The 11420-nt window shown below is 72.3% G+C and carries 10 protein-coding genes; 7 read left to right on the top strand and 3 right to left on the bottom strand.

Annotated elements, in window-relative coordinates; translation table 11 throughout:
- Nucleotides 1–34: 34 nt before the first annotated feature.
- Nucleotides 35–919 (bottom strand): helix-turn-helix transcriptional regulator, encoded by an 885-nt coding sequence (locus tag AB0C28_RS17700; protein WP_358075591.1) that lies wholly within the window; start codon nt 917–919, stop codon nt 35–37.
- A 140-nt stretch (nt 920–1059) separates the two neighbouring features.
- Between AB0C28_RS17700 and AB0C28_RS17695 the strand changes: the two genes are divergently transcribed.
- Both AB0C28_RS17695 and AB0C28_RS17690 read left to right on the top strand, forming a co-directional pair.
- Nucleotides 1060–2076 carry an alcohol dehydrogenase catalytic domain-containing protein gene (locus AB0C28_RS17695; RefSeq protein WP_357862403.1) on the top strand — a complete coding sequence of 339 codons (1017 nt, stop codon included), beginning with the start codon at nt 1060–1062 and terminating at the stop codon, nt 2074–2076.
- A gap of 249 nt (nt 2077–2325) precedes the next feature.
- Nucleotides 2326–2790: a hypothetical protein gene (locus AB0C28_RS17690; protein ID WP_357862401.1), complete on the top strand. Its 465-nt coding sequence runs from the start codon at nt 2326–2328 to the stop codon at nt 2788–2790.
- 87 nt (nt 2791–2877) lie between these two features.
- On the opposite strand, the gene AB0C28_RS17685 is transcribed toward AB0C28_RS17690, so the two are convergent.
- Nucleotides 2878–3393, bottom strand: coding sequence for a helix-turn-helix transcriptional regulator (locus AB0C28_RS17685; protein ID WP_358075588.1), 516 nt, complete (start codon nt 3391–3393; stop codon nt 2878–2880).
- 121 nt (nt 3394–3514) lie between these two features.
- On the opposite strand from AB0C28_RS17685, the gene AB0C28_RS17680 reads away from it, so the two are divergent.
- The gene (locus AB0C28_RS17680) at nt 3515–4432 is read left to right on the top strand and encodes an aldo/keto reductase (protein ID WP_358075585.1); all 918 of its coding nucleotides are present in this window, start codon (nt 3515–3517) and stop codon (nt 4430–4432) included.
- Here AB0C28_RS17680 and AB0C28_RS17675 read toward each other — a convergent pair.
- The gene (locus tag AB0C28_RS17675; protein ID WP_358075582.1) at nt 4395–4829 is read right to left on the bottom strand and encodes an HIT family protein; all 435 of its coding nucleotides are present in this window, start codon (nt 4827–4829) and stop codon (nt 4395–4397) included. The genes AB0C28_RS17680 and AB0C28_RS17675 overlap by 38 nt on opposite strands.
- Before the next feature lie 100 nt (nt 4830–4929).
- On the opposite strand from AB0C28_RS17675, the gene AB0C28_RS17670 reads away from it, so the two are divergent.
- From AB0C28_RS17670 to AB0C28_RS17655, 4 genes are all read left to right on the top strand, one after another.
- Nucleotides 4930–5118: a hypothetical protein gene (locus AB0C28_RS17670; protein ID WP_357862393.1), complete on the top strand. Its 189-nt coding sequence runs from the start codon at nt 4930–4932 to the stop codon at nt 5116–5118.
- A gap of 72 nt (nt 5119–5190) precedes the next feature.
- Complete coding sequence (locus AB0C28_RS17665) at nt 5191–6303, top strand: TOMM precursor leader peptide-binding protein (protein WP_357862391.1); 1113 nt, start codon at nt 5191–5193, stop codon at nt 6301–6303.
- Nucleotides 6264–7547 carry a hypothetical protein gene (locus tag AB0C28_RS17660; RefSeq protein WP_357862390.1) on the top strand — a complete coding sequence of 428 codons (1284 nt, stop codon included), beginning with the start codon at nt 6264–6266 and terminating at the stop codon, nt 7545–7547. The genes AB0C28_RS17665 and AB0C28_RS17660 overlap by 40 nt, the downstream gene beginning before the upstream one ends.
- Nucleotides 7548–7590: 43 nt before the next feature.
- A complete protein-coding gene (locus tag AB0C28_RS17655) occupies nt 7591–11415 on the top strand; it encodes a hypothetical protein (RefSeq protein WP_358075579.1) in 3825 nt (1274 codons plus the stop codon).
- Nucleotides 11416–11420: the final 5 nt, after the last annotated feature.

The raw sequence follows: 11420 nt of genomic DNA, 5'->3' as shown, positions 1-11420 counted from the left end.
GCTCCCGCGAAGGGGGCCGGCCACCACCCGGCCCCTACCGTCCTGGCGGTGGGGGTGCGGGTGCCGGGTCTGTCCCCGGTCTGGTCAGGGTCCAGCTAGCGAGCAGGTTGAGGGCCTCGCGGGACGCCGTCCCCGGCTCGGTGGTGTAGACGAACATGGTCTGGTCGTTGTCGCCCGGCATGGTGAAGGTCTCGAACTCGACGGTCAGCTCACCGACGACGGGATGGCGCAGGGTCTTGCTGCCGAACGTGCGCTGGTAGACACCGTGGGCGTCCCACCAGGCGCGGAACTCCCCGCTGTGCTCCGACAGGGTCGCCAGCAGGTCGCGGGCGAGCGGGTCGTCGGGGTTGGCGGCCAGGTCGAGGCGGAGGCTCTCGACGCAGTTGCGGGCGTGCTCCTCCCAGTCGACGAACAGGTCTCGGGCGGCCGGGTCGAGGAACATCCAGCGCGAGTAGTTCCGCTCCCTGGGCGGCATCGCGTCGAAGTCGGTGAACAGCGCGCGGGCCAGCCGGTTGGCGGCGAGCACGTCCGTCCGCCTGCCCAGGATGAGCACCGGATTTCCGTCGAGGCTGTCGAGCAGCTGGTAGAGCCCGGGCCGCACCCGCTGGACGCTCGGCGCGCGCCGGCGCGTGGTGCGCGTCGTCGCGCCGACCAGCTCGCGCAGGTACGTCCGGCCGGCGTCGTCGAGGTCGAGCGCGTTCGCGACGGCGTCGAGCACCTGGTCCGACGGCGTGATGCGGCGCCCCTGCTCCAGCCGCGTGTAGTAGTCGGTGGACACGCCGGCCAGCAGCGCGACCTCCTCCCGGCGCAGTCCTGGGACGCGCCGGATCCGGTCGTCGGGCGGCAGCCCGGCCCGCGCCGGATCCACCTTGCTCCGGGCACGACGCAGGAAGTCGGCCAGCTCACGATTGACGCTCATACCCCCATGGTGCCAAGCGGGCCGCCGTCGTGCCTGGGTCTGAGAGTCCTAGGTCGCGCAGGGCCGATGGTGACCCTCATAAGGGCCTCTGACGAGGGAAAACTGATGAGTGTCAACACGACAGAGCAGCGAGGTACATCATGACCAAGATTCGTTCCGCCCAGGTGACCGAGGTCGGCGGCGGCTTCACCTTCGTCGAGGCTGACCTGCCCGAGCCGGGGCGCGGCGAGGTCCGCGTCAAGGTCGAGGCCGTCGGCGTCTGCCACACCGACCACTACTTCGTCAACGGCGGCTACCCCGTGGAGTGGCCGGCCGTGTTCGGCCACGAGATCGCCGGCCGCATCGACGCCCTCGGTGCGGGCGTGACCGGCTGGACGGTCGGCGACCGCGTCGAGGTCGGCTGGTTCGGCGGTAACTGCGGGTCCTGCGACGCCTGCCGCGCGGGCGACTTCATCCACTGCGCCCAGGTCAAGGTGCCGGGCTGGCACTACGCCGGCGGATACGCCGATGCCACGATCGTCCCGGCCACGGCGCTGGCCCGGATCCCCGAAGGGTTCTCGGCGGTCGACGCCGCGCCCATGGGCTGCGCGGGCGTCGCGACCTTCAACTCCCTGCGCCGCAGCTCCGCCCGCCCCGGCGACCTGGTCGCGGTGCTCGGCATCGGCGGGCTCGGCCACCTGGGCATCCAGTTCGCCGCGAAGATGGGCTTCGAGGTGGTGGCGATCTCGCGCGGCACCGAGAAGGCCGACCTGGCCAAGCGGCTCGGCGCGCACCACTACATCGACTCCACGGCGAACGACCCGGCCGAGGCGCTGCAGGCTCTCGGCGGTGCACAGGTCGTGCTCGCCACGGCCATGAGCTCCGCCGCGATGAGCGCGGCGATCGACGGGCTGAAGTACAACGGCGAACTGCTCGTGGTCGGCGCCACGCCCGAGCCGATCGAGGTCAGCCCGTTCCAGATCCTGCCGAGCTCGAAGTCGGTGCACGGCCACCCGTCCGGGACCGCCAAGGACGTGGAGGACACCCTGCGCTTCGCCGCGCTGACCGGCGTGCGGCCCATCACCGAGGAGCGTCCGCTGGAGCAGATCAACGAGGCGTACCAGCGCGTGGTGGACAACCAGGCCCGCTACCGCGTGGTCCTCACCACGGGAAACTGACCCGCGAGCACCAGGTCCGTTGCCGCCAGGTGCTCGCCACGGGCAACCGGCCCGAGCCGACCAGGCCCGTTGCCGCTCGGCGCGCACCACCGGAGACCGGCCCGAACGCACCGGATCGGGCGGCCCGGTGGCGCCGGGACGGGACGGCAGGCCGGTGGGGTCGTCCGCCGGTCGGTGAAAGATCGTCGGGCTGAATGAGGCCCGAGTAGGCTGTGCCGCGACCGTTCCGCGACCGTGAAGGAGCCGCGCATGACCGCCGACCCGACGATGGCCCGGATCGCCCAGGGCGTGGAGCTGAACCACCAGCAGGGCCGCCGTGACGACGCCCGCGAGCTGTTCGCGCGGATCTGGGACGACATCGGCGGCGAGCAGGGCGATCCGCTGCACGTCTGCGTCCTCGCCCACTCGATGGCCGACGTGCAGGACGACGTGCGCGAGGAGCTGATCTGGGATCTGCGCGCGCTCGCCGCCGTCGGCTCCATCACGGACGAGCGGGTGGCCCAGGCCGGGGTGCCGCTGTCGGTGGCCGGCCTGTATCCGTCGCTGCACCTCAACCTGACCGAGTGCTACCGCAAGCTGGGCGAGCTCGACCGCGCCCGTGCGCACCTCCAGCAGGCTCGGGACGGGATCGGCGCGCTCGGCGACGACGACTACGGTCGGCTCATCAAGGGCGGCCTGGAACAACTGGCTGCCCAGCTGGACGAGACCGTCTGATCGGCGGATACCTCGGCCTGAACAAGACCCACCTGGCCAACGCGCTGTCAGCTGCCGCGATCAACCTCATCCGCCTAGACGCCTGGCTCACCGAGACACCCCCGGCGCGACCCGAGTCTCACACTCCGCGCGCCTCGACCTGGCACTCACCGCATGACCCACCGAATTGGGCAACAGCGTCCTGAAAGGCGGAGCACTGCCGACGCCTTGGCAGCGGTGGTTCATCAGCATGGCCGGCCGCGGTGACAGGTCGGCGACCAGCTGGGCCAGCGGCGGCGGCGCGGTGGTGGCGGGCTCGCCCGCGTCGCTCGGCCGCTGCCGGGACAGGTTGAAGAGGTAGGCGCGCTCGTCGGGGGCCAGGCGCAGCGCCCGCGCCAGCGCCTCCGCCACGCCGGCCGAGGGTCGCAGCCCGCGGCCCTGCTCCAGGCGGACGATGTAGTCGATGCTGACCCCGGCCAGCTCGGCGACCTCTTCGCGGCGCAGCCCCGGGGTCCGGCGTGCCTGCCGGCGCGGCGGCAAACCGAGGTCGCGCGGGTCGAGGCGTTCGCGCCGGGACCGCAGGAAGGCGGCCAGCTCCTGGGTCGTGTCCACGGTGCCGGTCATCGCCTTCGATTTTGCCGCGAGGGTGGGAAAATCCTTCCCAGGCATTTCCTTCCCTTACCCCCTGCTCAGGGCCGTCGCAGACTCGGAGCTCGACAACGGATCACGAGCTCAGGAGGACACGATGTCCCTCACCCTCGACACCTACCGGCTGCTGGGCCGCTCCGGGCTGCGGGTCTCGCCGCTGGCGCTGGGCGCGGCGACGTTCGGCACCGAGTGGGGCTGGGGCGCCGAGCGGGACGACGCGCGCAAGCTGTTCGACCGGTACGTCGAGCGCGGCGGCAACTTCATCGACACCGCCAGCACGTACACCGGCGGCAGCTCCGAGCGCATTCTGGGCGAGTTCGTCGGCGACGACCGCGAGCGCCTGGTGCTGGCGACGAAGTACACGACGCTGCGCCGGCCCGGCGACCCCAACTCCGGCGGGCCGCACCGCAAGAACCTGTTCGCGTCGGTGGAGAGCAGCCTGCGCCGGCTGAACACCGACTACATCGACCTGCTCTACCTGCACGTGTGGGACTACACCACGCCGGTCGAGGAGATCATGCGCGGGATGGACGATCTGGTCCGGCAGGGCAAGGTCCTGTACGTGGCGATGTCGAACGTCCCGGCCTGGCAGATCTCGCGCATGCAGGCCATCGCCGACCTGCGTGGCTGGGCGCCGCTGGTCGCGCTGCAGATCGGCTACAGCCTGATCGACCGTACCGGCGAATGTGACCTGATTCCCATGGCGCGCGAGCTGGGGCTGGGCGTGGTGCCGTATTCGCCGCTGGCCGGCGGGGTGCTCACCGGCAAGTACAGCTCCGGCGACGTGACCGCCGCGGACCGGGCGGCCGGCGACGGCACCCGCAGGAGCGTCACCATCGCCGGCGGCTCGCTCACCGAACGCAATTTCGCCATCGTGGACGTGGTGCGGGAGATCGCCAAGGAGGTGGGCGGTACACCTGCCCAGGTCGGGCGCCGCCGACCTCCCTGGCCGCGTTCGACGCGGACGGGGGCGCCGTTCAGCTCTGCGCCGGCCGCTGTTCCGCCGCGGTCCTGATCTGGTCGGCCAGGGGGGCCAGCGACGACAGCGGCAGCTCCCGGTGCGTCCAAGCCTGCCGCAGGTCGTCGGTGGCGTAACGGGGCAGCAGGTGCAGGTGGAAGTGGAACACGCTCTGCCAGGCCGTGGCGCCGGTGGCGTGCCAGATGTTCATCCCACCCGGTTCCAGCGCGCGCCGCAGCAGGTCGGCGGTGTGTACGGCGCCGCGCATCAGCAGGCCCGCGCGGTCCGGGCCGATGTCGGTCAGGTCGCGGCAGTGCTCTCGCGGGACGACCAGGGTGTGGCCGCGGGTCGCCTGCGAGATGTCGAGGAAGGCGACCACGTGCTCGTCGGAGTGGACGATCTCGGCCGGGATGTCGCCGGCGATGATGCCGCAGAACGTACAGGTGCCGGCCATGTCGGGCCTTCCTCTCACTCGGTCGCGCCGCCCGCCGTTTCCACTGCGGTTGTCCGAAAAATTACGGCATTGACGGCCATATCGTGCAGGTGTCAGGATCTTGCTCACAAGAGTGGCGAGCGGGACTCACGTTGTTTCTCGTGTCCTTCGCCGGTCGTCGTACGGGGAGTCTCCCCGGCTTGAGGTCGAGAGCGAGGAGATGTCGATGAAGAAGAAGAAGCTCGAAGTCAAGATCAGGAAGCTCGAGAAGATCGAGACCACCATCAACCGCGGCGGACAGAGCGGTTGATCTACTGACACACGGAACCGGCCGGAGAAGATCCGGCCGGTTCCGCTTTTCATGGGAAGGAGAAGGTGACGAGTGCGCCTGCCCAGGGTCAAACGCGTTCACCAGCCGTTCCTGCTGCCGGGCAACCGCATCGTCATCGGACTGTCCCAGTTCGGGGTGGCCTCCGAGATAGCCGACGACGACGAGGGCAGCATCGCCGCGATCGTGGCCCTCATGGACGGCACCAGGACGGTCGACCAGATCTGCGCCGACTTCACCGCGACCCGTCCCGACGTGGACGACGACAGCGTGCGCGACGTCGTCGCCGGCCTGATCGAGGGCGGCTTCATCGAGGACGCCGGAGCGCCCGTGCCGGAGAACCTCACCGAGCGCGACCTCGCCCGGCACGAATCGGCGCGCCACTTCTTCAGCTGGATCGACACCACGCCGCGTACGTCACCGCACGAGGTCCAGTCCAGGATCAAGGCGGCCCGGGTGAGCCTGCTCGGCGTGGGCGGCACCGGCTCCGCCGTGGCGGCGGGACTGGTGTCGAGCGGCATCGGAGCGCTGCGGATCGCCGACTTCGACCGCGTCGAAGAGTCGAACCTGACCCGCCAGCTCCTGTACGCCGAGCCGGACGTGGGCGAGCCCAAGGTCGACCAGGCCGTCGCCCGGCTGCGGGCGATGAACGGCGCGGTCGAGGTGACCGGCAGCGACACCAGGGTGACCGGCCCCGACGACGTCGTGAAGCTGATGAGCGGCTACGACCTGTTCGTCCTGTGCGCGGACGAGCCCCATCCGGAGATCGTCCAGTGGACCAACGAGGCCGCCCTGCGGACCGGCACCCCGTGGTTCATGAGCCTCTACACCGGGCCGATGGTCGTCGTGGGCTCGTTCGTGCCCGGCGAGACCGGCTGCTGGGCCTGCCTGGACCGGCAGGAGGAGGCACGCAAGGAGAAGGAGCTCGGGCGGCTGCTGCCCGAGTCACGACCGAACGCGGTGGTCGCGGCCAGCGCGAACATCAGCGGCCACCTCTGTGCGCTGGAAGTGCTGTATCAGCTCGGCGGCCTGCCGGCGCAGACCCGCGGCAGGGTCTTCCACTGGAACATGGCCGTCTGGGACCACCAGTACTTCATCGACGTCCCGCGTGACGACGACTGCCCGCTGTGCGGGCCGGGCTCGCCGCACGGGCCGGGGACCGGGTGAGCGTCCCGGCGGCCGAGGTCGGCGCGGGCAGCGTCGTACGCCTGCACCCGCTCGTCGTCCGTCCCGACGACGAGGACCCGGAGACGATCGTGGCCGGACGCCCGGACCTCGGCGAGTTCGTCGAGCTGCCCGCGGTGTGCGGAGAGGTGATCCGGCTGCTCGGCGAGGGGCGTCCGGTCGCGGACGTCGAAGCCGCCGTCGCCGACGAGCATGACGTCGAGCTGGACGTGGCCGACTTCGTGGAATCGCTCGCCGACCTCGAGTTCGTGGCCGAGATCGACGGGCGGCCGCTGCCGGGGACCGCGCCGAAGGCCGCCCACTTCGCGGGCATCACCGAGCGGCACGTACGCCCGCTCTTCGCCCGGCCCGTCAGGCTGGTCTGGCTCGCCGTCGTCGCGGCCGCGGCACTGACCGTCGTCGTGCGGCCAGGGTTGTTCCCCCATCACCGTGACTTCTTCTGGAGCGAGTACACCGGGCTCTCCGTGCTGGTCAACACGGCCTTCTTCTCCGTCGTCGCGAGCGTGCACGAGATGATGCACCTGCTGGCGGCACGTTCGCTCGGCGCTCCGGCACGCATCGCGTTCGGCACCCGGCTGCACTACCTCGTCGTGCAGACCGACGTCACCGCCATCTGGGGCGTTCCGCGCCGGCGCCGCTACCGCGTGTATCTGGCCGGGATGGCCTCCGATCTCCTCCTCATCGCCACGATGCTGCTGGCCGTGGCGTACCTGCCGCTGTCCGGCTTCGCCGAGGCGCTGCTGCGGGCCTTCATCCTGACCACGCTGCTGTCCCTGCCCCTCCAGGCCCAGATCTACATGCGCACCGACCTCTACTTCGTGCTGCGCGATCTGCTCCGGTGCAAGGATCTGTTCGGGGACGGGCTCCGTTACGTCCGGTATCTGCTCGCCCGGGCGGTCGCCCCGTTCAGGAAGCCCTCCGCGCCGGCCGCCGACCCCACCGGCGAGCTGGCCCCGCACGAGCGGCGGGCCGTACGGATCTACGCCGTCGCCCTCGCCCTGGGCGGTTCCGTCACGCTGACGGTCTTCGCCTTCTACGGCGGCCCGATCATCGTCAACGGGCTGGTTCACGCGTTCGCCGCCGTCCGAGAGGGTCTGCGCGGCGGGTCCGTGGTCGCCGCGGTGGACGCCGCGCTGCTCATCCTGGTCGAGGGCGGCATCCAGGTGATGTTCCTGGTGACGTTCTTCAGGACGCGCCGCCCGTGGCTCCGCCGGTCGAGGTCGTGACCGGGGCTTGTCCGGTCGCCTTCAGTAGCCGTATGGTCACCGCATGGAGCGGGACGGGCCTGACGTTCATCTCGTCGCGCATGCCTCCGGGGAGGCCGTCGTCCACCAGGCCGCTCGTGACCAGCATTTCCACTACGGGGACGGGGTGCGCGGGCGGCGGCGGGGCGAGGCCGCCGGGGACGAGTGCCCATACCCGGGGCTGGCCGCGTTCGGGCCGGATCAGGCCCGGTGGTTCTTCGGGCGGGACGAGGTGGTCGCGGAGCTGATCGACCGGCTCGACGGACGGCTGGAGCGGGGCGGGCCGCAGCTGGTGGTGGCTCCTTCCGGCGCGGGTAAGTCGTCGTTGCTGCGGGCCGGGCTGGTGCCCCGGCTGCAGGCGGGGGCGTTGCCCGGGTCGGCGGCGTGGGCCGTGCTGACCCTGATGCCCGGGCCCGATCCGTTGCGGGCGCTGGCCGCGGCGATCTGCCTGCGTACCGGCGGACAGGCCGATGAGGTGGCCGAGGCGCTGGCCACCGATCCGGGAAGCGGCGCGCGCCTGTTGCGCGCGACCGGCCTGCCAGGGCGGACGGTGCTGATCGTCGACCAGTTCGAGGAGGTCTTCACGCTGTGCGGCGCGCAGTCGCGGCGGGCGGCCTTCATCGAGGCGCTGGACCGCCTGGCCGGGCCGGGGCAGGCGCTGGTGGTGGCGGGGCTGCGGGCCGACTTCTATCCGGCCTGCGCCGGGTACGCGGCGTTGCGGCGAGCGTTGCAGGATCGGCAGCTCCTGGTCGGGGCCATGAGCGAGGAGCAGGTACGCGAGGCGATCCTCTATCCGGCGCAGGAGGCCGGGCTGGAGGTCGAGCCGGGCCTGACCGAGCTGCTGCTACGCGACCTCGGCGTCCGCGACGACCGCGGTCGTGACGGCGGCATTCGCGACGGCGGCGTCAGTGACGGCGGCGTTCGTTACGGCGGCGTTCGTTACGGCGGCGCGGGCGAGGGTTACGAGGCCGGGCGGCTGCCGCTGCTCGCGCACGCGCTGCGGGCCACCTGGCAGCAGCGGCACGGCTCGTCCCTGACCGCCCAGGGTTACCGCGACACCGGCACCATCCACCAGGCCATCGCCAAGAGTGCCGAACTCGTGCACACGGCGCTGGACCCCGGCGCCCGGCAGGCGGTGCGGCCGCTGTTCCTGCGCCTGGTCAAGCTCGGCGACCACGGCGAGGACACCCGCCGCCCGCTGTCCAGGGACGACGTGGCGGGCGAAGCGGCCGTGGCCGCGCTGACGGCCTTCACCGACGCCCGGCTGATCACCCAGGACGCGGGCACGATCCACATCACGCACGAGGCGCTGCTGCGCGAATGGCCGCGGCTGCGCGGCTGGCTGGACGCCGACCGCGCCGGCGGCCTGCTCCGCCAGGACCTGGAGGACACGGCCGCCGCCTGGACGCGCTCCCGCCACGACGCTTCCCTGCTGTACCGAGGCAGCCGCCTCGAAGCCGCCCGCGCATGGGCCGCCGAGCACGGCGTTCACGACGACCGGGCCAGGCGGAACGCTCGGGACCGCACCAGGGCCGACCACCCTGGGAAGGCGGGTGAGGGCGGTGGGCTGAGTCCGGCTGGGCAAGAGTTTCTGGGCGCGTCGGTGCGGGCGTGGCGGCGGGGGCGGCGGCTGCGTACCGGCGTCACGGCCGTGCTGACCGTGCTGACCGTGCTCGCCGGCGCCGCCGCCGTCTTCGCCTCCGTGCAGCGGAGCGAGGCGGTACGCCAGCGCGACACCGCGCTCTTCCACCGCATCCTGGCCGAGTCCGACCGGACCGCCGGCACCGACATAGCGCTGTCGGCTCAACTGGCGCTGCTCGCCCACCGCAGGCGCCCGCCCGATCAGCCGCCAGGCGAGACCTACACGCGCCTGCTCACCACCCAGCACGTCCCGCTGCCCGCGCAGCTCACGGGACACCGCGGCGACGTCAACCAGGTGGAGTTCACCCCGGACGGCCGCACCCTGGTCAGCGCCGGCGGCGACGGCAGGCTACGCCTCTGGGACGTGGCCCGGGGCCAGGGCAGGACTCTCACCGGGCACGCGGGGCCCGTCTACGCGCTGGCGATCGGCCGCGCGGGCACGACGGTGGCGAGCGCGGGCAGCGCCGGCGAGGTCCGGCTGTGGGACGTGACCGACCCCGCCAGGCCGGGCCCGAAGGGCATCCTGGCGACCGGCTCGGCCGAGGACGTCAACCACGTGGCGTTCAGCCCGGACGGCAGGACGCTGGCCGCGGCCGGGAACGCGGGCACGATGTGGACCTGGGACGCCACCCACCCCGAACGTCCCGGGCGCAGGCTCAAGCACCACGACTCCGCCGTCCACGCGGTCGTCTTCAGCCCGGACGGTCGCACCATGGCCAGCTCGGACGCGGACGGTGTGGTGAGATTGTGGGACATGTCCGCCAAGGACGGGCCTACCCCGCGCGTCCAGCGGCGGATCGGCTCCGGCGGCGTGCCTGTCAACGCACTGGCGTTCAGCCCGGACGGGAAGCTCCTGGTCAGCAGCGGCACCGACCGGGCCATCAGAGTGTGGGACGTGACCGTGCCCGGCCGGATCGAGCCGCGCGCCAACCCCGTCCCAGGCCACACCAACACCGTCCGCGCACTGGCCTTCAGCCCCGACGGCGTCACCCTCGCCAGCAGCGGCGACGACCAGACGATCCGGATGTGGGACCTGACCTCGCCCTTCTGGCCCGTCCCGCGCGGGCGCCCGCTCACCGGGCACCGGGACAACGTCTGGGGCCTGGCGTTCAGCCCCGACGGCACGGTCCTGGCCAGCGGCGGCGACGATGACATCATCCGCCTGTGGCACCTGCCGGCCGGCCAGCGCTCCGCGCACGCGGGCGGCGTCACCACGACGGCCTTCAGCCCGGACGGCCGCGTCCTGGCCAGCGGCGGCGGCGACAGCAAGGTGCGACTGTGGGACGTCACCGACCGGCTGCGCCCTCGCGGCAGCGCGAGTCACACCGGTTACGTCTACGCGGTCGCGTTCAGCCCCGACGGCCGCACCCTGGCCAGTGCCGCCGCCGACCGCGCCGTGAGACTGTGGGACGTGACCGGCCGCCCCACCTCCCGCGGCCCGCCGCTGCGCGGCCACGCCGGCGCCGTGCACGCGGTGGCCTTCAGCCCCGACGGCCGCACTCTGGCGAGCGGAGACGCGGCCGGTGTGGTGAGAATGTGGGACGTCACCGATCCGAACCGTCCTACGCTCCGCGGCCGTCCGCTGCCCAGCCGTCCGTTGCCGGGATACTCCGGGTTCGTCCACGGGCTGGCGTTCAGCCACGACGGCACGACCCTGGCCGCCGCCACTCACGACAAGTCGGTACGGCTGTGGGACGTGCGTGACCCCGGCCGTCCCGCCGAGCGCGACCGGCTGGTGACCGGCCACACCGGAAGCGTCCGCGCGGTCGCGTTCAGCCCCGACGGCCGCACCCTGGCCAGCGCGGGCGAGGACCGGCAGGTGCGGCTGTGGGACCTCACCGGCCGCCCGGCGAGCCGCCGCCTCACCGGGCACACCGGCGCGGTCTTCTCGGTGACCTTCAGCCCCGACGGCCGGACGCTGGCCAGCGCGGGCGCCGACGGCTCGCTCCGTCTGTACGACGTACGCGATCCGGCGCGCCCCGCCGTGCGCGGCGGCCCGCTCACCGCGCACACCGACAACGTCATGTCGGTGGCGTTCAGCCCCGACGGCACCAGGTTGGCCGGCGGCGGCAACCACTACCTGGTGTCGCTGTGGCACCTCGACGAGGAGCGGGCCGCCCGCCGCGTCTGCGCCCTCACCCGGCTCACCCCGCAGGACTGGCGCGACCACGTCGGAGCCGACCTCCCGTACGACCCTCCCTGCCGCTGAGGCAG

This window comes from Nonomuraea sp. NPDC048892 (assembly GCF_040649735.1).
Taxonomy (GTDB): Bacteria; Actinomycetota; Actinomycetes; order Streptosporangiales; family Streptosporangiaceae; genus Nonomuraea; species Nonomuraea maheshkhaliensis.
The sequence above is the reverse complement of the archived record's forward strand: the minus strand, read 5'-3'. Positions and strand labels throughout refer to the sequence as shown.

What these genes read in the sequence shown, in the direction of transcription:
- AB0C28_RS17700 (WP_358075591.1), bottom strand. Translation starts at nt 919, where the DNA reads ATGAGCGTCAATCGTGAGCTGGCCGACTTCCTGCGTCGTGCCCGGAGC.
- AB0C28_RS17695 (WP_357862403.1), top strand. Translation starts at nt 1,060, where the DNA reads ATGACCAAGATTCGTTCCGCCCAGGTGACCGAGGTCGGCGGCGGCTTC.
- AB0C28_RS17690 (WP_357862401.1), top strand. Translation starts at nt 2,326, where the DNA reads ATGACCGCCGACCCGACGATGGCCCGGATCGCCCAGGGCGTGGAGCTG.
- AB0C28_RS17685 (WP_358075588.1), bottom strand. Translation starts at nt 3,393, where the DNA reads ATGACCGGCACCGTGGACACGACCCAGGAGCTGGCCGCCTTCCTGCGG.
- AB0C28_RS17680 (WP_358075585.1), top strand. Translation starts at nt 3,515, where the DNA reads ATGTCCCTCACCCTCGACACCTACCGGCTGCTGGGCCGCTCCGGGCTG.
- AB0C28_RS17675 (WP_358075582.1), bottom strand. Translation starts at nt 4,829, where the DNA reads ATGGCCGGCACCTGTACGTTCTGCGGCATCATCGCCGGCGACATCCCG.
- AB0C28_RS17655 (WP_358075579.1), top strand. Translation starts at nt 7,591, where the DNA reads ATGGAGCGGGACGGGCCTGACGTTCATCTCGTCGCGCATGCCTCCGGG.